This window comes from Lysobacter sp. Root667, from assembly GCF_001427715.1.
GTDB lineage: Bacteria > Pseudomonadota > Gammaproteobacteria > Xanthomonadales > Xanthomonadaceae > Lysobacter.
On sequence record NZ_LMHF01000001.1, the window covers coordinates 50,635 to 74,561 of the forward strand.

The window sequence follows — 23,927 nt, forward strand, 5'->3', positions numbered from 1 at the left end:
TGTACCCGGTGGAATATCGGCAAGGTCCCGCATCCACGGCCGCATCCGGTCGCGGCGCGCCGCGTCTGCCGCCGGGCCGCCTGACCCTGGATCACGTGGCCGCGGCCCTGGCCGAGGACGGCCTGATCGGCCCCGAGGACGTCAAGCGCGTGCAGCTGCCCACCGGCGCCCGCCATTCCAGCGACGTCCACCCGCTGGTGCTGATCGCCAACCTCAAGTTCGCCTCCGGCCAGACCCCGGGCACCGATCTGGGCCTGGAGCGGCTGAGCGAGTGGCTGGCCCAGGTCAGCGGCCTGCGCTACCTGCGCATCGACCCGACCCGCGTCGACGTGCCCGCGGCGACCGCGGTGGTCTCGCACGCCTATGCGCGCCGGCACCGCATCCTGCCGCTGGCGGTGAACGCCGAGCGCGTGCTGATCGCGACCAGCGAACCCAACGACCTGGACTGGCTGCCCGACGTGCGCCACCTGACCCGGCGCGAGATCGAGCTGGCGGTGGTCAATCCGCTCGACCTGCACCGCTACACCATGGAGTTCTTCGGCGTGACGCGCTCGGTGCGCGGCGCCCGCGACGGCAATCGCGAGCAGGGCACCGGCATGCCCAGCTTCGAACAGCTGGTCGAACTGGGCCGGGTCGGCGAAGTCGGCGCCGACGACCATCACATCGTCCACATCGTCGACTGGCTGCTGCAGTACGCCAACGAGCAACGCGCGTCCGACATCCACCTGGAGCCGCGCCGCGACATCGGCCGGGTGCGGTTCCGCATCGACGGCGTGATGCACAAGGTGTTCGAGATGCCGCCGCCGGTGATGAACGCGGTGGTCAGCCGGATCAAGGTGCTGGGCCGCATGGACCTGGCCGAACGCCGGCGCCCGCAGGACGGCCGCATCAAGACCCGCTCGCCGGGCGGGCGCGAGGTCGAGATGCGCTTGTCGACCATGCCGACGGCGTTCGGCGAGAAGTGCGTGGCGCGGCTGTTCGACCCGGACACGGCGCTGAAGACGATCGACCAGCTCGGCTTCAGCGCGCAGGAGTCGGCGGGCTGGAACGACCTGGTGCAGCGTCCGCACGGGATCGTGCTGGTGACCGGTCCGACCGGGTCGGGCAAGACCACCACGCTGTACTCCACGCTCAAACAGCTGGCGACGCCGGACGTGAACGTCTGCAGCGTCGAGGACCCGATCGAAATGATCGCGCCCGAGTTCAACCAGATGCAGGTGCAGCCCTCGATCGACCTGGATTTCGCCAGCGGCGTGCGCACCCTGCTGCGCCAGGACCCCGACATCATCATGATCGGCGAGATCCGCGACCTGGAAACCGCGCAGATGGCGGTGCAGGCCGCGCTGACCGGCCATCTGGTGCTGTCGACCTTGCACACCAACGACGCCGCTTCGGCGATCACGCGCCTGCTCGACCTGGGCGTGCCGCATTACCTGGTCGCGTCCACGCTCAACGGCGTGCTCGCGCAGCGCCTGGTGCGGACCCTGTGCCCGCACTGCAAGCGGCCCAGCCCCTTGGGCGAAGCCGAGTGGCAGGCCCTGCTCGGCGTCGGCCAGACCCCGCCGTCGGGCGTCGGCGCCCACGCCCCGGTCGGCTGCCTGGAATGCCGCCGCACCGGCTACCTGGGCCGGGTCGGCCTGTACGAGCTGCTGCCGATCACCCCGGGCCTGCGGCGGCTGATCCGGCCGGATCTGGACCTGGCTGCGTTCAACCGCGCCGCCACGGCCGAGGGCGTGCGTTCGCTGCGGGTGGCCGCGGCCGAAAAGGTGGCGCTGGGATTGACTACAATCCCCGAAGTCGTATCGGTATTGCCCCCGCAGGAATGAACAGCGCCCCTTTCTTGATCCTCGAGACCGGCCAACCGGTCGCCACGATGCGCCGCCACCGCGGCTTTCCGCATTGGATCCGCGTCGCCGCGGGCCTGGAGCGCGACGAGGCGGTGACCGTCAACGTCGAGGCCGGCGAGCCGCTGCCGAGCACGCGCGAAGGTTTCGCCGGCACCATCGTCACCGGTTCCGGCGCCATGGTCACCGACCGCGCCGACTGGAGCGAACGCAGCGCGGCCTGGCTGCGCGACGCCGCCCACGCCGGCATGCCGCTGTTCGGCATCTGCTACGGTCACCAGCTGCTCGCGCACGCGCTGGGCGGCGAGGTCGGCGATCATCCGCAGGGCCGCGAGATGGGCACCATCGGCCTGGAGCTGCATCCGCAGGCCGGCGACGATCCTCTGTTCGGCGGCCTGCCGGAACGCTTCGAAGCCCAGGCCACGCACCTGCAGACCGTGCTGCGCGCACCCGACGGCGCGACCGTGCTGGCGCGCTCGCCGCACGACGCCTGCCATGCGTTCCGCTGGGGCGATCGCGCCTGGGGCGTGCAGTTCCACCCCGAATTCAGCGCCACCCACATGCGTGGCTACGTGCAGGCGCGCAAGGTCGCGCTGCAGCGCGAGGGCCACTGCCCGAAGACGATCGCCGGCAACATCGCCGCCACGCCGCACGCGCGGCGCGTGCTGCGCCGGTTCGTCCACCACGCGCGCGGCCTGCACGGACGCTGAGGCGGCGACGGAAGGACCGCGGTTCGGTACGCATGCGCTCACTACAGGCCACAGGGCCGGGGAACAGATCGGAATGATCCAGATTCGCAAGGTGCCGCTCAGCCAGGGCGTTCAATGGCTGGTGCAGGCGGTCAATATCGGCGCGCGCAATCCGCGCGCCGTGTTCGGCGCGGCGCTGCTGTTCATCGCCACGCTGTACACGCTCACCTTGCTGTTCGTGCTGCCGTTCGCCGCGAGCATGCGCGAAGGCGCCGCGGCGTCGCCGGACCCCACGCGGGTGCTGACCGCGATGGCGCCGCTGTTCCTGATGCTGGTGTTCGTGCTGCCGATCCTGCTCGGCGGCCTGATGCACGTGATCCGCGAGGCCGAGGCCGGCCGTCCTGTGCGCGCGCGCGATCTGTTCGCGCCGTTCCGTCTGCGCAAGGCCGGCCCGCTGGCCTTGCTGGGCGTGATCCAGATCGTCCTGGCCGCGTTGAGCATCCTGTTGGTGGTGCTGCTGGCCGGCGACGACTACTGGACCGACTACATGACCGCGATGCGCACGGTGATGACCGGCGGTACCCCGGTGATGCCGCAGCCGAACCATCCGGGCCTGATGATGGCGGTGCAGCTGGTCTTCAACTACTTCACCTACACCCTGCTCCTGCTTTGCATTCCCTTGATCCTGTTCTCCCGCGCCGGCCTGGTCGACGCGGTCAAGGCCAGCCTGCGCGCTTCGGTGTCCAACGTCGGCGCCAATCTGCTGGCCGGCGGCCTGTTCATGGCGAGCATGCTGCTGGCCGCGCTGATCGTCGGCGTGCTCGGGCTGCTGGCGGCCCTGATCGGTAGCGTGGTTCACCCGCTGCTGGGCGCCCTGTTGTCGCTGGTGCTGTATGCGGCCTTCGGTGCCGCGGTGCTGGTGGTATTGGTCGGCGGCAGCTACCTGGCCTGGCGCGACACCTTCGGCGACGAAGACGCGCCGGTGCCGCCGCCGGCCGGAAACGGCCACATCGAGGCCTGAGTTCCGAACATTTCGGCCCGGCGATGGCCGGGCCGCGCGGCGTTCGCGCGGCGAGGGCCGAGACCTCCGATCAGGCCGCCGCTTCCAGGGCCGCGCCGCGGCGCAGATCGCGGCGCGCCCACAGATAGATCAGCAGGCCTGCGACCGCGGTCGCGGCGCCGATGTAACCGGTCGAGGTCCATCCGTAGCCGGCCGTGATCGCCATGCCGCCCAGCCACGGGCCCAGCGCGTTGGCGGCGTTGAAGGCGGAGTGGTTGGAGGCGGCCGCCAAGGTTTGCGCGTCGGCCGCCACGTCCATCAGATGCGCCTGCAGCACCGGCGCCAGCGCGCCCATGGTGCCGACCGCGATCACCGCCGGCAGCACCGCCCACACCGATTGCGCGGCCAGCGGGAACACGAGCAGCAGCAGGGTCGACCACAGCAGCACCGCGGCGGCGGCGCGGAACTGCAGGCGGTCGAACAGCCAGCCGCCGGCGAGGTTGCCGAGGATGCCGCCGACGCCGAACGCGACCAGCGCGAACGGAGTCCAGGACTCGGGCACGCCGGTGACGTGGATCAGGGTCGGCGCCAGATAACCGAACACGCAGAACATGCCGGCGAAGCCGATCGCGCCGATGCCCAGGGTCAGCCACACCGGCGCGCGGTTGAAGTCGCGCAGTTCGCGGATAGGGTCCTGGCGCGGCTCGGCCGGGTCCGGCGGCAGGGTGCGCGCAACCATCGCCACGGTCATGGCCGCGATCACGGTGACCAGGCCGAAGGCGTAGCGCCAATCCAGCACCTGGCCCAGCCAGGTCGCGAACGGATTGCCGATCAGCAGCGCGATCGCCAGGCCCAGCAGCGGCCGGCTGACCGCGACGCCGCGCTGCTCGGGCGGACTGATCGCCGCCGCCACCAGCGCCGCGACGCCGAAGTAGGCGCCGTGCGGCAATCCGGCGATGAAGCGGAACAGCAGCATGGTCGGGTAGTTGGGCGCGAGCGCGCTGGCGATGTTGCCCAGCGCGTAGAAGGCCATCAGCGCCAGCAGCAGCGTGCGCCGGCGCAGGCGCGCACCCAGGATCGCCAGCAGCGGCGCGCCGACCACCACGCCCAGCGCGTAGGCGCTGATCACGTGGCCGACCTGCGGTTCGGTCACCGACAGGCCGCGCGCGATATCGGGCATCAGGCCCATCACCACGAACTCGCTGGTGCCGATGGCGAAGCCGCCCATCGCCAGCGCGAACAGGATCAACGCGACCTGGCGCCGGGACAGGGTCGGCGACATCGGGATGCCGGAATCGGCCATGGTGGGGTCCGCGGAGGGGAGGCCGGGTATTATTGCTGCGTCGCAGCAAATACGTCAGCGGCGCGGATGCATCGCTGCGTCCCGTGAGCGGGGTTCGGTGCTGCGCGCGGGCTGGGAATGCACGGCCCGCGAGGCGATGTTTGCCGAATCTGGCGACTGGGTCGGGCGCGTCGATGCCCAGGCCCTTTGTGAGAGCGGCGCGTCCTGCGTAGGCGGCCAAGCTTCGGGTAGGAGCGGCGTAAGCCGCGACCCGACACCGCGACGACCGATCCCAGGACCGGCGCCGCAAGCCCGATCAGCCCGCCGCTTCCGGCTCGCGCGGCGTGACCCAGCCCGCAGCGACGATGCCCAGCTCGTACAGCACGCACATCGGGATCGCCAGCATCAGCTGCGAGACCACGTCCGGCGGGGTGATCACCGCGGCGATGATGAAGATGCCGACCACCGCGTAGCCGCGGCCTTCCTTCAACTGCTTCGGCGTGACCCAGCCGAGCAGGACCAGGATCACCAGCGCCACCGGCAGCTCGAAGCTGGCGCCGAAGGCGAGGAAGATCACCAGCACGAAATCCAGGTACTTGCCGATGTCCGGCGTCATCGCCACCACCGACGGAGTGAACCTGACCAGGAAGCCGAACACCGCCGGCAGCACCAGGAAGTAGGCGAACGCGCAGCCGGCGTAGAACAGCGTCACCGCCGAGGCCAGCAAGGGCAGGGCCAGACGCTTCTCGCGCTTGTACAGCCCGGGCGCGACGAAGGCCCAGGCCTGGTAGAGCAGCCAGGGCACGGTCAGGAACAGCGCGGTGAAGAACGCCAGTTTGACCGGGACGAAGAAGCCGCCGGCCGGATCGGCGGCGATCAGCTTGCCCGATTCCGGCAGCTTGCCCAGCAGCGGGCCGGCCAGCAGCGAGAAGATCTCCGAGGCGAACGGCATCAGCGCCAGGAACACGATCATCAGGCCGACCACGGCGCGCAGCAGGCGCGCGCGCAGTTCGATCAGGTGATCAAGCAGGCGCGGCTCGGGGCCGGCTTCGTCTTCGGCCGACGACGCGGCGCGGGGATCAGCGTCGCTCATCGTCGGGCTTCGTGTCGGTAGGGGCGTCGGCGGGCAGCGCCGTGGGCTCGGCGGCCGGGCCGGGATTCAGCGCTTCGACGCTGCGCTCGGCGTCGCGCAGCTCGCGCTGCACGGTGTCGCGGCTGTCGTGGATCTGGTTGCGCAGGCTTTCCTGGGCTTCGCGCAGGTCGGCCTGGGTCTGGCGCAGGCTGCGGCGCAATTCCTCGTCGGCCAGTTCGTTCTCGAGTTCGGATTTCACCGAATACCACTGCGCGCGCGCGCGCCGCACCCACAGGCCGGCGAAGCGCGCGGCCTTGGGGAGGCGTTCGGGGCCGAGCACGAGCAGGGCCACGACCGCGATGACGAAGATTTCGGAGAAGCCGATGTCGAACATGACCGCGCGCCGGAAACGTCGGGGGGGACGCTAACGGGTATCAGCGCGGGGTTTGTTCGTCGTTGCGCGTCTGCGCGTTGGCGTCTTCGCGCCGGGTTTCGTCGGGGAGCTGTGCGGCCGGCTTGTCTTCGTCCTGCACGCCCTTCTTGAAACCCTTCACCGCTTCGCCGAGGTCCTGGCCCACGTTCTTCAGGCGCTTGGTGCCGAACACCAGCACCACGATCACCAGCACGATCAGCCAGTGCCAAAGACTCAAACCGCCCATGTGTGATTCCGCCGAAGTTGGGTGCTCAGGATACCGCAAGCCTTGTTACGGGACCCGTGACCGCAGGCATGTCTGCGCATGAATGGGCGCCGGGCTCAGGGCAGCGGTTCGACCTTGGTCTGGCTGGGCTCGTCGGCCGGCTCGGTGGGCGCGGCCGGCTGGACCGGAGCCGGCTGGACGGGGGCCGCGGCGGGCGTCGGGTTGGAGGGGTAGACGGTCGCGCCGGTGGCCGGGCGCGGCTCTTCCTGGCGGTTCGTGCGGGCGATCGCGCTGGCTTCTTCCAGGCGATCGCGGAAATCGACCACGGCTTCCGACGGCGCCTGCGCCGAACGGCCTTCGAAGATCATGCGCGGGGTGGTGCCGTTGCCGTAGACGACCTGGTTGGCCTGGTCGTCGATCTGCAGCACCGCGCCGTCCAGGGCCACGCCCGCGAACAGGCCGCGCGCGCGCGACCAGGACCAGATTTCGGCCTTGAGCTGGCCGTCGGTGGCGGCCGCGGCGCTGCGGCCGACCGGGCCGGCGGCGACGCCGGCATCGGCGCCCAGGGTGATCTTGCCGTTGACGATCGAATCCAGGCCGCGCTCGCCGCGGAACACCAGCACGATGTCGGAGGACTGCACGCCGGCCTGGAAGCCGATGCTGCCGCCGGTGAGCTTGACGAAGCTTGGGTTGGACCAGGTGCCGTCGGGATTCTTGACCGACACCAGGCCGTGGCCGCGGCGGCCGCCCAGCACCAGGCCGACCTTGAGCGTGTCGGGCACGACCACGATCGCGCGCGCCTCGTCGAACAGCTTGTCCGGAATCGCCGACTCGGGAATCTGCTGGATGTCGCTGAGCACGCGCACCGCGTTGCGGGCGCGGGCGTCCTCGTCGGGGCCGGCGACGGCGGACGCGGCGAAGCTCAGGCTGAGCACGAGGAGGGCGAGACGCGACGGACGGGACATGGACGGACTCCGGCGAAGACGGGGGATGGCGCGCATGCGTATGACCGCGAAGGCGCGCCGTGGTTCAGGCTAGTAACGCGGCGATGAATCGCCACGGAACCGCGACGGCATCGCGCCGCGACCGCGCATGCTGCCCGGCCGCGTCGGTGCTGTCATCCTATAGGCATGCCCGCCGACGCCAGCATCGACCCCGATACCTCCGTTCCCGACGACGGTTCCAGCGCCGCAGCCGCGCGCGACACCGCTGTGGTGCTGGTCAACCTCGGTACGCCCGAGGCCCCGACCGCGCCCGCGGTGCGCCGCTATCTGTCCGAATTCCTGCACGACCGCCGCGTGGTCAGCCTGACCCGCTGGCTGTGGTGCCCGTTGCTGCACTTCGCGATCCTGCCGCTGCGCTCGTCGCGGGTCGCGCACAAGTACGCCAGCATCTGGATGCCCGGCGAGGACGGCGGCTCGCCGCTGGCCGTGTACACGCGGCGCCTGGCGCGCGCAGTGCAGCGCGAACTGCCGCAGGTGCGGGTGCTCGATGCGATGCGCTACGGCACGCCCTCGCTGCGCGGCACCCTGCGACAGCTGCGCGCCGACGGCGTGCGCAGGCTGCTGGTGCTGCCGCTGTACCCGCAATACTCGACCTCGACCACGGCCTCGGTGGCCGATGTGATCGCGCGCGGCGAAGGCCCGACCACGCGCATGGTCGAGGACTACCACCGCGATCCGGGCTGGGTGGCGGCGGTGGCGAACTCGATCCGCGCCCATCGCGAGGCGAACGGCGCCGGCGAGCACCTGCTGTTCTCGTTCCACGGCCTGCCGCAGCGCCTGGCCGACGACGGCGATCCCTATCCGCAGCACTGCGAGGCCGGCGCGCGCGCGATCGCGCGGGCGCTGGGCCTGGCCGACGAGGCCTGGACCCTGAGCTACCAGTCGCGCTTCGGCCGCGAACGCTGGCTGGAGCCGGCGACTACTGCCACGCTGCAAGCCCTGGCCGCGCGCGGCCTGCGCCGGGTCGACGTGGTCGCGCCCGGGTTCGCGGTCGACTGCCTGGAAACGCTGGAAGAGGTGGCGATGATGCTGGCCGAGGATTTCGCCGCGCGCGGCGGCGAGCTGCGCTACATCCCCTGCCTCAACGACAGCCCCGAGCATGCGGCGGTGCTGGCGTCGATCGCGCGCCGCGAACTGGAGGCCTGGGCATGAGCGGCGACGGCCAGCGCGCCGCCGCGGCCTTGCGCGAGTTCGCGGTCGACACCCCGTTCGGCCGCCTCGGCGGCCTGCGCAACAACGTCCACGGCGCGCCGCGCCTGCTGGCGCTGCATGGCTGGCTGGACAATGCGGCGAGCTTCGTGCCGCTGGCGCCGCATCTGGCCGGTTTCGACCTGGTCGCACCGGACCTGCCGGGTCACGGGGTCAGCGCGCATTTGCCGCCGTCCGCCGAGTACACCCTGGTGGCCGCCGCGCGCGCCGCGTTCGCGGTCGCCGATGCGCTGGGCTGGGACCGCTTCGCCCTGCTCGGCCATTCGATGGGCGGCGCCACCGCCAGCCTGATGGCCGCCGCGGCGCCGCAGCGGATCGAGCGCCTGCAGCTGATCGAGGCCCTGGGCGGCTTGTCCGAGGCCGAAGAGCGCACCGCGTCGCGCTTGCGCGACGCCTTCGCCCATCAGGCCGCCTTGTCCGGCAAGCAACTGCGCGTGTTCGGCGACATCGCCACCGCGGTGCGCGCGCGCATGCAGGCCAACGGCCTGAGCGAGCCCGTGGCGCGGTTGCTGGTCGAGCGCGGCATCGCCCCGGTGCCCGCCGGCCGCTACGCCGACGACGCGGCCGGCGGCTACATCTGGCGCAGCGACCCGCGCCTGACCCTGGCCACGGCGGTGCGCATGACCGAGGCGCAGGTGCGCGACCTGATCGCCTCCATCCAATGCCCGACCCGGGTGATCTACGTCGAGCCCGCATTCCGGTACTTCAACACCGAACTGCGCAATGCGCGCATCGCGCTGCTGCGCCACGGCGAAAGCGCGGCGGTGCCCGGCGGCCATCACCTGCACATGGAAGACCCCGATGCGGTCATGGCCGCGATCGGCGACTTCCTGACCCGGCCGCTGTAAGGGCCGAGCGCACGACGAGATAGCCAAGCGCCTGCCTACGGTGTCGGCGGCTTTCCATCCGGGCAGCGGATCGGTGCCAGGCCGAGGTACTCGCGCAGGCCGTTGTCGTCGAGCTTGATGAAATGACAGCCGGTTTCGCTGTCGCATTCGCCGGTGTAGATCGCGCCGCGCCAGCGCACCGCGGGAGTCACGTCGTAGCAATAGCCGCCGCCGTCGAAGCGGACCCACCAGAATGTAGCGGCGCCCGCGCCGATTAGGGCGACGGCGAACAGAACCAGGGCGATGCGTTTGAGCGTCATCGAGGCGACCACCGCGGAACTGGCCGCATGGTGGGGGCCGCGCTGAGCGCGGCGCAACGCGCGACGGTTGCGTCCAGGCCGGTCTCGATATCGCCGCGCCAGCGCGAGTGCCTGCGGCGGTCGACGTCGGCGCTCAGCTCGTCTTGCCGCACAGGGCGTTGAGCGCTGCCTTCAACGGCCGCCCTTCGTTGCGGAAATACTCGCGCTGGTCGCGCCAGCGCGGGCTGCGCGCTTCGACCTCGCGCCAGAACGCGCGCGAATGGTCGGCGTGGATCAGATGGCACAGCTCGTGCACCAGCACGTATTCGAACGCGGCCGGCGGCGCCAGCACCAGGGCCAGGTCCAGCGACAGCGCGCCGTCGGGCGACAGCGAGCCCCATTGCGAAGACATCACGCGCAGGCGGATGCGCGCGGGCGCGCGCGGCAGGCCGTGCAGGTATTTCGGCAGCCAGCGACCGATGTCGGCGCGGGCCTGGGCCTCGTAGAAATCGCGCAGCGCGCGCCGCAGCGCAGCCGGCGCGACCGCTTCGGGGGCGACGATGGCGATCGCGCCGTCGGCGTCCTCGGCGATGCGCAGGTAGCGGCCGACGCTCCAGCGCAGCGGCCGCGATTCGCCGCGCAGCGGCAGCTGCCCGTCCACGTGCGGCTGCAACGCCGCGTGTTCGCTGCGGGTGCTGGCGAGCTGCGCGGCCAGCCAGTCGCCGTGCTCGCGCACGAAGCGCTCGCCGGCGCGGTCGCTGGCGCGCACCGGCAGGGTCAGGCGCGCGCCGCGTTCGTCGACGCTGAGCTTGAGCCGGCGCGCGCGCGGATCGCGCACGCGCAGCAATTCGACCGCGCGCCCGTCGTCGAGCACGATCGTGACCGTCTCGCGTTCGACCCCGCGCGCGACCGGACGCGACTGGCCGGTCAGCAGGCGCAGCAGGCTGGTCATGGGTGGGGTTCCGCCATGCGCAGAGGATAGCGCGCGGGGATGACGGTTGCGGGGCGAGGTGCGGTGAGCGCTTCAACGCGGGCTTGGATGTGCGCTGAGCTGATGCCTGCGGCGCAGAAGGTTCCGATTCTCCTTCTCCCTTGGACGAAGGCGGCTCGTAGAGACTGGCGCTCGCGCCGAACCCTCACCCCAAGCCGCACCCCGGCCTGACCGCACAGCGGTCGGGCGTCCGGTGCAGCGCGAGCCGACGGCTCGCAAGCACGGCCCCTCACCCCGGCGGCTACGGCAGGAGCGAAGGGCTCAGAGCTTCAAGCCTCGGCCTTGCTCAACTTCAGCGCCGGCTCCAGCACGTTGAACAGGCGCTTGACCTCGCCGCTCATCAGCGCGAAGCGCGCGTCGAGTTCGGCGCGCAGGTCGTCGCGCTCGGTGTTCTCCAGGCTGTCGACGGCGCCGTCGAGCAGCTTGAACTTGCGGATCACCAAGTCCTCGCCGAGCACGAACGACACGTGGTCGTCCAGGTTCAGCGCCAGGCGGGTGACCTGCTTGCCGGTTTCCAGGTGCTTGTTGATCTCGTCGCCCTGCAGCTCCATGCGCTGGCACTTGACCACCGCGCCCTGTTCCATCGGGTCGCGCAGCTCGCATTCGTCGCCCAGGGTCAGCCCCTCGGGCAGCGGTTCGCCGGCGAGCCAGCCGGTCAGGATCGAGCGCGGTGCGACTTCGGCGTTCAGCGGCAGCGCCGGGAAGCTGCCCAGCGCGCGGCGGATCTCGCTGACCACGTTCTCGCCGCTCTTGCGGCTGGAGGTGTCGACCACGACGATGCCGTGCTCCAGGTCGAGCAGGGCGTCGGTGCGGCTGGGCTTGATGAAGGCGCGCGGCAGCAGGTCGACGATCAGCTCGTCCTTGAGCCGCTTGCGGGTGCGGCTGCCCGGCTTGCGGCCTTCCTTCTGTTCGATCTCGGCCAGCTTCTTGGCCAGCATGTCGTTGACCACCGAGCCCGGCAGCAGCCGGTCTTCGCCGCCGACGCTGAGCCAGATCGCGTCCTGGATGCGGTGCGACATGGCTTCGGCATCGCGCCCGAACGGCGAGATGAAACCGCGCGAGGACAGCTCCAGCGGGCCGACCGGCTTGAGCTTGCACTCCTCCAGGCCGGTGTCGAGTTCGTCGAGTTTGGTGGTGGTCGGGAAGCGGAACAGCGTCAGGTTGCGGAAGAACATCGAAATCCCGAAAAAGTGATGAAGGGGGGCGCAGCGGAATCGCGGCCGGGCTTACATGGCCGGCGACTCCGCCTCGTCTTCCCGTTCGTGCGGCTCTCCCGCCAGCCACGCATGCGTGTCCGGCAGGGGCGAGGGGCCAGCATGGCCCAGGGCGAGGAAATCGAACAACTTGGGATCCGACAGCTGCGAGGGGCGGATGTCGCCCAGGGCCCGCGAGATGGTTTCGATCCGGCCCGGGGTGTCGCGCTCCCAGGCGTCCATCATCTTCTTGACCTGCTTGCGTTGCAGGTTTTCCTGCGAGCCGCACAGGTTGCAGGGAATGATCGGGAACTCGCGCTGCGCGGCGTACTGGGCGATGTCGTCCTCGCGCACGTAGGCCAGCGGCCGGATCACCACGTGCTTGCCGTCGTCGGACAGCAGCTTGGGCGGCATGCCGCTGAGCTTGGCGTGGAAGAACAGGTTGAGGAAGAAGGTCGCGACGAGATCGTCGCGGTGGTGGCCCAGCGCGATCTTGGTGAAGCCTTGCTGCTCGGCGTAGGTGTACAGCGCGCCGCGCCGCAGGCGCGAGCACAGCGAGCACATGGTCTTGCCCTCGGGCACGACCCGGGTCACCACCGAGTACGTGTCCTGCTCGAGGATCTTGTACGGCACGCCGACCGATTCCAGGTAGGCCGGCAGCACGTGCTCGGGGAAGTCGGGCTGCTTCTGGTCCAGGTTGACCGCGACCAGTTCGAACTTGACCGGCGCCTTCTTCTGCAGCTGCAGCAGGATGTCGAGCAGGGTGTAGCTGTCCTTGCCGCCGGACAGGCAGACCATGACCTTGTCGCCTTCTTCGATCATGCCGAAGTCGGCGATCGCGCGGCCGACCTGGTGGCGCAGGCGCTTGGCCAGGCGCTGCTGTTCGTGGGCGCGGCGCTGCTCGGCGCGGACGTGGCGCTGGGGTTCGGCTAGGGGCAGGACGGTGCTCATCAGACCGACCATTCTACGGGCTGGGCCGGCGCGGCTGCGATCCGGGGCCGGGCGCGGCGGATCACTGATCCGTGCGCGCCGCAAACGGCGCTGAAACGAACGGCGCGGTGCACCGCGCCGCCGTGGCGGAAAGCCGAGGTCCGCCGAAAGCCGCCGCCCGTTCTCCGGGGCGGTCGGCGCGAGCCTGCTTCTACCTGTGGGGCACTACTTGGGGGCATCCTTGCCGCGAACCGGGGCCGGGCTGTCCTCGGCCACCGGCTTCAGCGTCATCTCGCGGTGGCCGTCCGTGGGCGTCTGACCCGGGTTGAGGTTCGTATCGGGCGCGACCGCAATATTGAGGCGGCACTCCTTCTTGAGCGGAACGCCGGAAGGGAATTGCTGGCATTTGTCGCTTTTCACGCCATCCGGACAGCACCATTTGGTGCCTCTTTCGCCCGCGATGATGATGTTCTTGGCCATGGCCTGCTGCGAGGCGCATGCGATCAACACGAAAGCGGCAGTCAGAACGAAGCGATTCATCAGACCTCTCCTTGGTGTGCGGCTTATCCGCGGCGCCAGGATATGCAAACGATTCTCTAACTAAATATTAACGAAATTTTTACTATTCAGGCGACCGACAGTCGGCCGGGCCGGCTGCCCGACCGCGGCGCGACGCGGCAGGCGGCGGGCCCGCGCTGCCGCGCGTCGATCGCTGCGCGTCAGGCGGCGCCGTCTGGAGTTATGGCGACGCCATCGCCGCGCGTTAAGCTCGACGCATGAGCGAGAGCGACGACCCCGCCGAAATAGCACGCAAGCTGGCCGAACTACGGTTGGAGCATCGCGACCTGGATGCGGCCATCGACCGTCTGGCCCAGGACACCGATGCCGACGAACTCACAGTCAAGCGTCTGAAGAAACGCAAGCTGTGGCTGAAGGATTGCATCGCGCGCCTGGAAAGCGCGCTGATCCCCGACGAGCCGGCCTGAGCGCCGGTCGCGGCAACACCGTCATCGCCGTAGCGCGCGCCGCCTCATGCGCGTTTGGTGACGTGCGTGGCTGCTGCCGGCCTTAGCCCCTGTGCTACGGTGCGCGCACTCGTAGCGGGTCACCGAATGGCGAACAAGGACGAACTCATCGGCGCGGCGCGCAACCCGTGGTGGCGGGCTGCCGCCATCGTCGCAGCGCTGGCGCTGGTGGCGACCTTCGCATTGGGCGGATTCAAGCCGGCGAAGGATAAGACCAAGCCGCTGGCGCAGTACTCAGCCGGCCAACGCGTGCAGAGCGGGGCGATGGCGGTGACGCCGGTGCGCGCCTGGGTGGCGCATTACCGCCCGGGCGGGCGGATGGAACCGAATCAGCTTTACCTGGTTCTGCAAGCCGACATCGAGAACCTCACCGGGCGCAGCTACAGCGGCTTCGGCTACCCGCGCCAGGATCTCATCCTGGTATCGGCCCAGCGCGAGCCGGTGCAAGCCGACAATCTGCTCATGGCCGATGACCACGGCGTGGTCGCCGACCTGCATCCGCGCCTTAGCCAACGCGTGGACCTGATCTGGAAGCTGCCGCCGGCTTACGTCTACGCGCCGCGCCAGACCTTCGGCCTGTTCGCGCGCGACTACAAGGCCAAGGCCTATCTCAACGACGAAGGCGCCTGGCTGCAGGGCGATCCGCTGGCCAAGCTCGATCTGCCCGTGCAAGACCTGCGCGACCGGCTGGTGGCGCCGTGAGCGCGCCTCCGTCCGCCGCTGCGACGCGCTGGCGCCTGCCGCGCTGGCGTTGGCGCGACCTGCTGTGGATCGCACTGGCGCTGGTCGCAGTGGTCGCGCTGCGCACGGGCCAGTCCGATTACGAACAGCGCGATGCGCCCCTGCTGCAATCTGCGCCGGCCGCGCGCGCGGTCGGGCGCAACTTCGCGGTGGAGGTCGGCCGCCTCAAGGTCGCCCGGGCCTATCTGCTCAAGGGCGACTTCGCGCGGCCCGAGGACCGCACGCTGCGCAGCCCCGGCGTATGGCTGTCGGTGCTGGCCAAGGTCGAGGCGCTGCAGCGGCCGGGTTATCTGAGCGCGCAGATCCGCACCCGCGACGGATTGGTCTACGTTGCCTCCAACAAGGAACGGCCCAAGCTCGACGGCTTCAACCTCAGCGAGCGCGAGCTGGCTCCGGGCTTGCCCGAGAGCGGCGCGTGGTTCTTCGAGCTGCCGCCCGACCAACTCGAAGGCGCGCACCTGCAATTGTATTGGGGCAGCCTTTTGCCGGTGGGCGGCGACAGCCTGGTCGACGTCGATCTGCGCCTGGACAAGGCCGCCGCGCGCAAGCTGCTCGCCGACGCCAAACCGGTCCTGGACCTGCGACTGTGAGCGCCGCACCGATGACGACGAACGAAGACGCCGCGGTGCCCGCGCCGTCGACCGGCTGGTGGCGGCGCAATGCCGGCTGGCTCGCCGGCACTGCAGTATTCGGCGCGCTGGCACTGTGGCTGCCGTACCGCGATGCGCTGCAGCAATACCGTGAGCGCAATCCCAGCATTGCAGTAAGTGCGGCCAAGGGCGACTGGACCGCCTTCGCCGGCGCGCGCTGGAGGCTGGTCGCTGCCGAGTCGATGCTCGCGGGCGATGCGCGCTTGCGCGGACGGCTGCGCAAGGATGCCGAAGTCTTGCTGCTGAGCTACGAAGTGATAGCCGACGAAGGCACCAAGGCCAGCGACCTCGACCTATGCCGCGGCGCGATCGTCGACGCGCGCGGACGGCGCTGGGAGGCCGGCGGCGCGGCGTTGCCGCGTCTGTCCGGGCCGCGCTTGCCGGAGACCTGCGGCAGCGGCTACGACGCGGCGTTCCAACGGGTGCAGGCCTTGCCCACGCGGCCGTTCGCGTTCCGGCACGCGTTCGTGCTGCCGCGCGGGCTGCGCCCGGACGAGTTGCGCGCGCGCATCGAGCTGAAGAACTCGCAGAAAGCCGAAGGGCAATATCTCGAATTCGGGTTGTGAGGTCCGGGCCGCGCCGGCGCGCTGCCCGCGGCCTTCGATTTCACCCGGTTTCAGCGCAGCGGCCGGCTGCCGGTGCCCGCGCAAGCCGCGCAGGCGATCGGCTCAGTCCGCGCGCGGCAAGCGCGCGACAGCGCGGTCGAACGTCGCCGCCAACAACACCACGCGCAATACATCGGTCAGCAACGAACTGCGGAACGACAGCGGCGTGTTCAGGAACACGGCGTAGATCTGTCCTTCCACCTTCTGCCAGGCCGGGTCCTTGGGGCCGACCAGCTGCTGCATCCAGTGCCACGACCACGAGTCCAGATACGCCAGCAACTGCCAGCACACGCACAGCGTCAGCAGCGCCGGCGTGCCCGCGCGCAGCACCAGGCGCAGGCTGTTGATCACCGGCACGCCTTTGCTGGTCCAACCCGCGCTTGCCTTGTCGGCGAGCATGCGCAAAGTGAAATGCATGGCCTTGAATCGAGCGACCGCGCGGTCCAGCGGCGCGTCGGCATCGTCCAGGCGCTGGGCCTTGCGCAGGTCGATGCCATACACGATCGCGGTGATCGCCAGCCAGATCAGCGGCAGCGCCACCGCGCCGGTCGCGGTGGCAAGGAAATCCCACAGCGGCGCCAGCGCGCGCTTGATCGGCGCCAGCATCTGGAACAGCGCGGCCGGGCTTTGCCACCACTCCGCCACCGCCGCGTACACAGCGCGTTCGTGCCACCACTCCTTGCCGGCCTGCAGCGCCTGGCCGATCGCGGCCACACCGACGAATACCCAGTACGCCTCGCATACTGTGGCCAGCACGTTCCACGAGGCGTGCCCGGTGGCCGCCGCGCGGCGACGACTGAACCAGCGTACCGCCCAGGCGATCGCCAGAGCGACCCACAGGCCCTTGAGAGTGAGCACGTGGCGCAGATCCTCGCGCTCCCACACCCCGAAGATGTACGCGGTGACGAAGTAGCGCCGCAGGCCTTCCAGCAGGCCCCAGCCGACGTAGTAGGCGAAGAACGGCAGCAGCGCGATCGCCAGCGCGGTGATCCACTGTTTGCGCACCGCTTTCGTGTCCGGCGTGATAGCCCCTTGCGCGAGCACCGGCAGCGACAGCCGCAGCGACTGGAACATGAAGATGGTTCCGGCCAGCTGGGTCACGATCAGCAACGACAGCGCGGCGAAGGACAGCAGCAGCGAACGTTCGCCGAGCTTGACCGCCAGATCCATCAGCAGGTCGTAGCAGACGCGCTGGGCGAAGAACCAAAACGTCAGCGCCGGCCAATGCCGCCACAACAGACGCGCGGCCAGCAGCGGAATCTCCAGCCAGGCATGTTGCGCGGCGGCGCGGGCGGGTGCCGCGGGTGCCGGGCTGGCGGCTCGAACGCTCATCGGATGCTTCCTTGCGGGCGAGGTCGCATCCTAGCAAGAGGCACCGTTAGAGTGCCCACAGTGGGCTACACGGCTGCCGCAAAGTGCAACGTAGGCACTGTCACCCGGGCATCTTGTCGGCGACGCGCGCCATCATGCGCGACGGTCGCCTGCTCGTGAGGGTCCTGATGTTCCGGCGTTGGCCTGGGCTTTGTGTATGCGCAAAGACGATCTGCCCCGCCGGTGCCGGTGCTGCGCAGATTCGGATCTGGGCCTAGTCGAGCGCTTGCGGCGGCGACGCCGGAACTCCGGCGCCGCCGTGGATCACTCCGCCGCCGGTTCGGCCGCGGGCTTGGCCAGTTCCGGGCTGATCTTCTCGATCGTGTGGCGCAGTTCGCGCCCCAGGATGACCTTGGCGTCCTTGGCCCAGGCGTCCAGGCGGGCGTCGAAGGCGAGCTTGCCGTTGCTGTCGGGCCAGACCAGCTTGAGTTCGCGCAGCTTCTGGATGAAGCCGCGGAACAGGGTCTTGTCGAAGAACTCCGGCGCGGCCGGTGCGTACAGCAGCGACAGGCGCTGAGCGGCGAGCTGGCATTGGCTTTCCAGTTCGCCGGCCGACAGCGTGCCCGCGCCGTTCTTCACCAGCACCGAAATCGCGATGTAGTAGCGCTCGAAGGCCTGCTGCAGCGAGTGGCCGATCGCGCGCAGGCGGAACACTTCGTCGGTCTGGCCGGCGTTGCGCGCCAGAATGCCGCCGTCGTCCTCGCTGACGCGTTCGAGCAGGCCTTCGCGGATGAACACTTCGACGGTGAGCGTCAGGCGCTGGGCGAATTCGTCCTCGCTCCAGGGCAGGAACAGTTCGGCCTGCAGGAACGGATACACGCTGCGGCCCAGGCGCAGCACGCCGGCCAGGCTCATGCGGCGGTTGTGCTGGAAGCAGCAGGCGATCCACGACGCGCCGGTGAACAGGTGCAGCACGTTGTTGCGGAAGTAGCTCAGCAACACCGCCTTGTCCTCGCCGTCCACGCCGAGCACGTCGCCGAGCGGGTGGGCGATGCGTTCGAGCACGTTGATCTCTTCGCCGTGGGCGACGATTTCCTGCGGCGTGTGCGGGGTGACGGTGACGCGGTCGGAGTACGGCAGTTCGGCCAACAGGGTCTTGGACAACGCGATCTGGGCCAGAAGATCGGCCTCGCCCATGGCGTGCTTGGGCGTGGACAGCAGGGCCAGCGCGAGCAGGTTGATCGGATTGACGTCGGCGGCGCGGTTGACGTTGACCTGGATGCGTTCGGCCAGCACCGCGACGGTGTCGGACAGCCACTGCGGCTTGTCGTCTTCGCCGACCGGGCGACCGTCCCATTCCGGCGCGTGCTCGGCCAGCACGTCGTTGAGCCGGATCGGTTCGCCGAAGTTCACCACCACCTGGCCGTAGTTGGAGCGCAGCACCTTGGGGATGCCCCACAGCAGCGACCAGATCGATTCCTTTTCCTTGGGCTTGCCGGACAGCTCGTCGAGGTAGCTGTTGCCTTCCATCAGCTTCTCGTAGCCGATGTAGACCGGCTGGAACAGCACCGGCCGCGTGGGCTGGCGCAGGAAGCCGCGCACGGTCATCACGATCATGCCGCCCTTGGGCGGCAGCAGCCGGCCGGTGCGCGAGCGTCCGCCTTCGATGAAGTACTCGATCGAATAGCCGCCCGCGACCAGCTGCGCGACGTATTCGGAGAACACCGCCGAGTACAGCGCGCTGCCGCGGATGCTGCGGCGCAGGAAGAACGCGCCGCCCTTGCGCAGGATGGTGCCGACCACCGGCAGATTGAGGTTGGCGCCGGCGGCGATGTGCGGCGGCACGATGCCCTTGGTGTAGAGCAGGTAGCTCAGCAGCAGGTAGTCCATGTGACTGCGATGGCAGGGCACGTAGACCACTTCGAAGCCGGGCGCTTCCTGTTTGAGCTTGTCCAGGTGATGGACCAGCACGCCGCGGTAGATGCGGTTCCATACCGGCGTGAGCAGGAAGCTGGCCGAGCGCACCACCGGGTGCGAATAGTCGGCGGCGATTTCGTAGGCGATCGCGTGCGCCTTCTTCCAGGCGTCGACCGGCGAGCCGTTGTCGCGGCGCGCCTGGTCGGCGATCGCGTCCTTGACTGATTCGGAGGCGAGCACCTGATCGACCAGCAGGCGCCGGGTCGACAGATCCGGGCCGATGACCGCGGCGCGGATGCGGCGGAAGTGGGTGCGCAGCACGCGCGAGAGCTTGCGCACCGTGCGTTCGGCGGGCAGGCCTTCGGCGACGATGCCGCGCAGCGACACCGGCGGCGAGAACCGCACCAGGGTGTGGCGGCCGTTGAGCAGGATCGCGAGCAGGCGGCGGAAGCGGCCGACCAGGGTCCAGTTTTCCGAGAACAGGACCGAGAACCAGCCGGTGCTGCGGTCGGGCGCGCGGCCGACGAAGATCGACACCGGCACCAGCTGCACGTCCAGTTCCGGATCGGCGCGGTGGGCGTCGAGCAGGCGCGCCAGCGAGCCGGAGTGGGTCTTGGCCGGCGGCGGCTGCGGCGCGGTGCCGGCCAGCGATTCGCCCAGCGCCTGCAGCGGCACCAGGGTGCCGCCGGCGTTGCGGCGCGACAGCGCGACGTAGGCGCGCTTGCGGCCGAGCGGGTCGCCGGGCAGCGGCTGCAAGGGCGAGGGCAGGCCGGTCTCGCGACAGGCGCGCTCCAGGATCAGGGCGTTGGACAGGCCGTAGTCCTCGAGCACGTAGCAGACCGGGCGGCCGTTCCATTCCTCGGCGACGTGTTCGGACGGCGACTTGGGCTCGATCGTCAGCTGCACCCACGGCGCCATCAGGCGGCCGAGCAGCTTGGCCCACCAGGGGCGGCGCGCCGGCGGCAGCGGACGCGCCTCGGTCGAGGTCGAAGCGGGCGGCGGGATCGGCAGCTCGGGCTGGGACGGGTCGTGTTCGGGTTCGGGTTCGGCGTCGGCCAGCGTCCCGGTCGCGACGGCTTCATGGGCCGCGCTGGGATCGGCGGTACCCGCGCCGGCGCGATCGTTTGCGGCCGGGGAGTCCTGCGGACCTGCCGGGTCCGCGGGCGGCGCGGCTGGATTCTGATTCTGCACGGCTTCGTCCGTTAACGCGTTGGTTTCTGCGCCGAACATGTCGGCTTCTGCGTTATGCGAGGTTTCGGCCGATGCGGCGGTCGAGGCTGCGGAGGGCGCGGGATCGGGCGCGGCGGCCTGGGCCGCGGGCTCGCCTTCGGTGGTCGCGCTGAGCGTGGCGTCGTCCGGGCGGGCCGGCGCGGCGTTGGGGAAGGGCAGGGGCGTTTGTTTCGGCATCGGCGCCATTATGCCCATTCGGATTGGGACTGCTTGCGCGAACGCGACGGCGTTCGGGGCCGGCGTTTGGCGTCGGTGCGCGACTAGGGCGCGGTGTTGGCGGCGGGCGCGCCGGGGCGGGCGCCGCGGGCGGTGACGGTGCGCGTGGCCTCGGCTTCGGCGTGGCGCAGCACATCGCTGAGGTACCAGCGGCCTTCGTGGCGTTCGACCCGCACGTAGGCGTCGATGGGCTGGCCGGCCAGGGTGTAGCGGATGCGCACCCGCGCGGTGTCGCCGGTCTGTTCGGCCAGGGTCGTTTCGACCCGGTCCAGGCTGGCGTCGAAATCCAGGCCGTAGCCGACCAGCACCCGCTTGAAGCGGCCGAAGAACGGGCCCAGGCGTTCCAGGCTGCGGTCCATGCCGGTCAGGCGCAGGGCGTCGGTGCCGGTCAGGGCGGTTTGGCGGGCGGCCGCGGCCAGTTGCGGGATCGCGATCCGGGCGCGCTTGGGGTCGCCCAGCGGCGCGCGCTGGCCCCAGGCGCTGAGGGCGCCGATCAGCTGGGCGTAGTGATCGCGCTCTTCGGTGCTGTAGTCGCCCTCGCTGCGCACGTACTGGATCGCGAACATGCCCAGGGTGGACGCGGCCGAGCGCAGTTCGGCGTGGGCGCCGGCGAACTGGCGCTGATAGACGGCCTGCAGCTTCTTCTCGGCGCCCGGCGCGGCCAGGGCCTGCAGGAAACCGGGCAGGCGGTCCTCCAGCGGCAGCTCGGTCAGCGGCCAGGTGGTGCGGCCTTCGCGCCAGGCGAGTTCGAGACGGTCGTGCAGCGCCGGCGGCACGGCATGGCGGGCGTAGCCGGCCAGGTCGTTGCTGCGCAGGTCGTGGACCAGCTGCTGCACCGCCTGGGCGGGCAGCTTCGGCGGCGCCTCGTTGTCCTGCAGCGGCGCGCGATCGCAGCCGCCCGTGGCGGCGACGATCAGCAGCAACGCGGCCAAGGCGCGTCGGAACGGTGGCATGAGGCGGCTCCCCAGTCGCAAGCGGCATCTTGGCCGGGGCCGGGGCCGGCCACAAGCCAAGTCGGTTCCGGATCGTCGCCCGCATCGGCGACAGGCGCGTTGCGGCCGGATTGCGCAAGGCTTGTACGGATAAGCGCTTAAAAGCGTCTAACGGATGCCAATTATAGATAATTTGCCGCCATCGTCTCAGCCCAGAGTGTTTCGATCTCGGCTTCGATGAAAGCGGCCGGCATAAAAAAAGGAGGCGCTGGGCCTCCTTCAAACCGGCCGAGGCCGGGATTTCGAGTTGTGGCATGGTTCCGGCCAAGGCCGGACGTGGGCAGACTACGTCGCCTTCCAAGCTAATGCAATACCTGAAGTTAAATCATTTAAGTCATTGATTTAATTGTGTCGTGTTATGCTGCGATGCGCCAAGCTAGGCATCGCCGGTGCAAAGCGCGACGCCCCGCGCTTAGCGCCCGCTGGCCGGTGCGTCTCGCGGCCCATAGTCCCAAGCATGGTTGAACAGCGCCGGCCCACGGCCCGTAGGTCGGGTCGGACAAGGGGTCGCCAGCACTCGCCAAGTCAATTCACCGAGGCCGCCGAACTGCATCGGTGCCGGTACTTCTGCCCGGCCGGCTGCGCCTGCAATTCTTCTCGCTACCGTTCCGCCCGCAGCCTCCGACGCAGGCGCCCAGAGCGAGAAAGACGTTATCCGGCTATCCGGGCTGCGCTCAGAAAGCACACTAGTTGACGCATTACGTCTAATAATCCCAATTCTCAGCTTGAAAATAAAACCGTTTCAGCGCGAAGATAAACCCCGCGATATTCACAAAAATGGAACTGAATAGGCCGGCGCGCATATACATGACGACGATCACCGTGTGCCCGTACCTATCTGGCTTGCGGTGACGCCATGGCATGTTTTATGCGTTCCTAACCGTCAGATCCGGCAAAAACGCCGGACCGTCAGAGCGCCTTAGTGCAGGAGCACCCGTCCATGCGTCTTTCTCAGACCCGTCTGTTCGCAGCTCTCTTCGTGGCCGGCATCGCGCCCGCCTATGCCGCCAACGACTCCACCCAGTTCGACGTCACGATCACGATCACCAGCACCTGCGACATTCACACCGTCGCCGCCACCGACGTTAATTTCGGTTCGGTCGCCTCGTCCGCGACCAATATCGACCAGCAGGGCCAGCTGACCGTGAACTGCACGCCCGGCACCGGCTACACGATCGCGCTCGACAACGGCCAGAACGGCGCCGACGTCAACTCCAGAGCGATGAGCGACGGCACCAACCAAGTCCCCTACCAGCTCTATCGCGCCGCCGCCCGTGGCGCCGGCGACGTCTGGGGCAGCACCACCGGTGGCGGCGGAAACGTCCTTGCAGGCAGCGGCACGGGTGCGGCGCAGAACCTGCCGGTCTACGGCAGGACGCCGAGCGCCAACTTTCCCAGTGCTACTTACAATGACGTGGTGACCGCCACGGTGACCTACTGATCGGGGTGTGTGAGATGAGCGGTCGCCGGCTCCCGCATGCCGTCCGCGCCGCTCTCGCCATCGCGGCCGTCTGGGGCGTGCTCGCGCTGGCGCCGGCCGTTGCGGCCGGGCTACAGGTCACCCCGACGTCGTTGACCCTGCCGGTCCGCAAGAGCGCCGACGGCCTGTGGCTCAGCAACACCGGCAGCACCTCGCTGCAGGCCCAGGTCCGGGTGTTCCGCTGGGTCCAGGAAAACGGCGAGGAGCGTTTCGAGCCGACGCGCGCGCTGGCGGTCAGTCCGCCGATGCTCGAGCTGGTTCCGGGCGCGCGGCAGTTGCTGCGCGTCATCCGGCTCGGCGCGCCGCCCGCGGCCGAGGAAAGCTATCGGCTGATCGTCGACGAGCTGCCGCCCGGCGATCAGGACCGCCCGGCCGGCCTGCAATTCGTGCTGCGCTATTCGGTCCCGGTGTTCCTCGCTCCGACCGGGGACGCGATCATCGCCCCGGACCTGCGCGCGCAACTGGATTTCGACGGCGCACACGCGCGCCTGAGCGTGCACAACCGCGGTGGCCAGCATGCGCAGCTGGCCGACCTGACATTCGTCGATGCGCAAGGAAGCCGCCATGCGATCGCGCCTGGTCTGCTCGGTTATGCCCTGGCCGGCCAACGCATGCGTTGGCCGCTGGCGGCATCGGCCGAGTTGCTGCGTGGTCCGGGCACGTTGAAGGCAAGGATCAATGGCGAATCGACCGAGCGGACACTGGCGCTGGACCCGCCGGCTCGCTGAAGCCATGTTCGCCGGCCTGCTCTTGGCATCGCCAACGGGCCATGCGGCGGAACT

General features: G+C 69.6%; 23 protein-coding genes and 1 pseudogene. 11 read left to right on the forward strand and 13 right to left on the reverse strand.

Translation table 11 applies throughout. The features are described 5' to 3' along the window. Positions 1-8: 8 nt before the first annotated feature. The 3 genes from ASD78_RS00215 to ASD78_RS00225 all read left to right on the forward strand — a co-directional run bounded on the left by ASD78_RS00215 (position 9) and on the right by ASD78_RS00225 (position 3,554). Positions 9-1,826 carry a GspE/PulE family protein gene (locus ASD78_RS00215; protein ID WP_056097670.1) on the forward strand — a complete coding sequence of 606 codons (1,818 nt, stop codon included), beginning with the start codon at positions 9-11 and terminating at the stop codon, positions 1,824-1,826. Continuing rightward, entirely contained in the window at positions 1,823-2,554 is a 732-nt protein-coding gene (locus tag ASD78_RS00220; RefSeq protein ID WP_055907327.1) for a glutamine amidotransferase, read from the forward strand. The genes ASD78_RS00215 and ASD78_RS00220 overlap by 4 nt, the downstream gene beginning before the upstream one ends. A 73-nt stretch (positions 2,555-2,627) precedes the next feature. Continuing rightward, complete coding sequence (locus ASD78_RS00225; RefSeq protein ID WP_055907330.1) at positions 2,628-3,554, forward strand: hypothetical protein; 927 nt, start codon at positions 2,628-2,630, stop codon at positions 3,552-3,554. A 70-nt stretch (positions 3,555-3,624) separates the two neighbouring features. Here ASD78_RS00225 and ASD78_RS00230 read toward each other — a convergent pair whose 3' ends face one another. The 5 genes and pseudogenes from ASD78_RS00230 to ASD78_RS00250 form a co-directional block, all read right to left on the reverse strand. Continuing rightward, a complete protein-coding gene (locus ASD78_RS00230) occupies positions 3,625-4,836 on the reverse strand; it encodes an MFS transporter (protein WP_055907333.1) in 1,212 nt (403 codons plus the stop codon). 295 nt (positions 4,837-5,131) lie between these two features. Continuing rightward, positions 5,132-5,908, reverse strand: a complete 777-nt coding sequence (gene tatC, locus ASD78_RS00235) for a twin-arginine translocase subunit TatC (protein WP_056097672.1) — start codon at positions 5,906-5,908, stop codon at positions 5,132-5,134. A 136-nt stretch (positions 5,909-6,044) separates the two neighbouring features. After that, positions 6,045-6,281, reverse strand: a pseudogene (tatB, locus tag ASD78_RS21755) (Sec-independent protein translocase protein TatB); the annotation flags it as partial. Positions 6,282-6,321: 40 nt separating this feature from the next. Next, a complete protein-coding gene (gene tatA / locus ASD78_RS00245) occupies positions 6,322-6,546 on the reverse strand; it encodes a Sec-independent protein translocase subunit TatA (protein ID WP_055907340.1) in 225 nt (74 codons plus the stop codon). 95 nt (positions 6,547-6,641) lie between these two features. Further along, on the reverse strand, positions 6,642-7,490 hold the full coding sequence (locus tag ASD78_RS00250) for a lipid-binding SYLF domain-containing protein (protein ID WP_055907343.1): 849 nt from the start codon (positions 7,488-7,490) through the stop codon (positions 6,642-6,644). Positions 7,491-7,655: 165 nt separating this feature from the next. Here ASD78_RS00250 and hemH point away from each other — a divergent pair, with 165 nt between their 5' ends. Next, positions 7,656-8,681, forward strand: a complete 1,026-nt coding sequence (gene hemH / locus ASD78_RS00255) for a ferrochelatase (RefSeq protein WP_082575351.1) — start codon at positions 7,656-7,658, stop codon at positions 8,679-8,681. After that, positions 8,678-9,586 (forward strand): alpha/beta hydrolase, encoded by a 909-nt coding sequence (locus tag ASD78_RS00260; RefSeq protein ID WP_056097676.1) that lies wholly within the window; start codon positions 8,678-8,680, stop codon positions 9,584-9,586. Before hemH ends, ASD78_RS00260 begins: the two co-directional genes overlap by 4 nt. Positions 9,587-9,621: 35 nt before the next feature. On the opposite strand, the gene ASD78_RS00265 is transcribed toward ASD78_RS00260, so the two are convergent. The 5 genes from ASD78_RS00265 to ASD78_RS00285 form a co-directional block, all read right to left on the reverse strand. After that, a complete protein-coding gene (locus tag ASD78_RS00265) occupies positions 9,622-9,885 on the reverse strand; it encodes a hypothetical protein (protein ID WP_156087502.1) in 264 nt (87 codons plus the stop codon). 133 nt (positions 9,886-10,018) lie between these two features. Continuing rightward, positions 10,019-10,816, reverse strand: a complete 798-nt coding sequence (locus ASD78_RS00270; protein ID WP_056097678.1) for a SprT family zinc-dependent metalloprotease — start codon at positions 10,814-10,816, stop codon at positions 10,019-10,021. A 308-nt stretch (positions 10,817-11,124) separates the two neighbouring features. Further along, positions 11,125-12,030 (reverse strand): recombination-associated protein RdgC, encoded by a 906-nt coding sequence (locus ASD78_RS00275; RefSeq protein ID WP_055907354.1) that lies wholly within the window; start codon positions 12,028-12,030, stop codon positions 11,125-11,127. A 51-nt stretch (positions 12,031-12,081) separates the two neighbouring features. Further along, positions 12,082-12,999 carry a tRNA 2-thiocytidine(32) synthetase TtcA gene (gene ttcA, locus ASD78_RS00280; RefSeq protein WP_055908463.1) on the reverse strand — a complete coding sequence of 306 codons (918 nt, stop codon included), beginning with the start codon at positions 12,997-12,999 and terminating at the stop codon, positions 12,082-12,084. A 204-nt stretch (positions 13,000-13,203) separates the two neighbouring features. After that, entirely contained in the window at positions 13,204-13,518 is a 315-nt protein-coding gene (locus tag ASD78_RS00285) for a hypothetical protein (protein ID WP_056097679.1), read from the reverse strand. Between the two features lie 236 nt (positions 13,519-13,754). On the opposite strand from ASD78_RS00285, the gene ASD78_RS00290 reads away from it, so the two are divergent. From ASD78_RS00290 to ASD78_RS00305, 4 genes are all read left to right on the forward strand, one after another. Then, the gene (locus ASD78_RS00290; protein ID WP_055907361.1) at positions 13,755-13,964 is read left to right on the forward strand and encodes a YdcH family protein; all 210 of its coding nucleotides are present in this window, start codon (positions 13,755-13,757) and stop codon (positions 13,962-13,964) included. 126 nt (positions 13,965-14,090) lie between these two features. After that, the gene (locus tag ASD78_RS00295; protein ID WP_056097680.1) at positions 14,091-14,705 is read left to right on the forward strand and encodes a hypothetical protein; all 615 of its coding nucleotides are present in this window, start codon (positions 14,091-14,093) and stop codon (positions 14,703-14,705) included. Further along, complete coding sequence (locus ASD78_RS00300; RefSeq protein WP_056097681.1) at positions 14,702-15,334, forward strand: hypothetical protein; 633 nt, start codon at positions 14,702-14,704, stop codon at positions 15,332-15,334. Before ASD78_RS00295 ends, ASD78_RS00300 begins: the two co-directional genes overlap by 4 nt. Positions 15,335-15,345: 11 nt before the next feature. After that, positions 15,346-15,960 (forward strand): hypothetical protein, encoded by a 615-nt coding sequence (locus ASD78_RS00305; protein WP_056097682.1) that lies wholly within the window; start codon positions 15,346-15,348, stop codon positions 15,958-15,960. A 102-nt stretch (positions 15,961-16,062) separates the two neighbouring features. On the opposite strand, the gene ASD78_RS00310 is transcribed toward ASD78_RS00305, so the two are convergent. The 3 genes from ASD78_RS00310 to ASD78_RS00320 form a co-directional block, all read right to left on the reverse strand. Further along, positions 16,063-17,331, reverse strand: a complete 1,269-nt coding sequence (locus tag ASD78_RS00310) for a hypothetical protein (RefSeq protein WP_056097683.1) — start codon at positions 17,329-17,331, stop codon at positions 16,063-16,065. A gap of 303 nt (positions 17,332-17,634) precedes the next feature. After that, a complete protein-coding gene (gene plsB / locus ASD78_RS00315; RefSeq protein ID WP_235566407.1) occupies positions 17,635-20,634 on the reverse strand; it encodes a glycerol-3-phosphate 1-O-acyltransferase PlsB in 3,000 nt (999 codons plus the stop codon). Between the two features lie 83 nt (positions 20,635-20,717). After that, a complete protein-coding gene (locus tag ASD78_RS00320) occupies positions 20,718-21,626 on the reverse strand; it encodes a hypothetical protein (RefSeq protein WP_056097684.1) in 909 nt (302 codons plus the stop codon). 979 nt (positions 21,627-22,605) lie between these two features. Here ASD78_RS00320 and ASD78_RS00325 point away from each other — a divergent pair. Together ASD78_RS00325 and ASD78_RS00330 are read left to right on the forward strand one after the other, a co-directional pair. After that, positions 22,606-23,106, forward strand: a complete 501-nt coding sequence (locus ASD78_RS00325; RefSeq protein ID WP_056097685.1) for a spore coat U domain-containing protein — start codon at positions 22,606-22,608, stop codon at positions 23,104-23,106. 14 nt (positions 23,107-23,120) lie between these two features. Further along, positions 23,121-23,873, forward strand: coding sequence for a fimbria/pilus periplasmic chaperone (locus tag ASD78_RS00330; protein ID WP_082575352.1), 753 nt, complete (start codon positions 23,121-23,123; stop codon positions 23,871-23,873). The last annotated feature ends 54 nt before the right edge of the window (positions 23,874-23,927 follow it).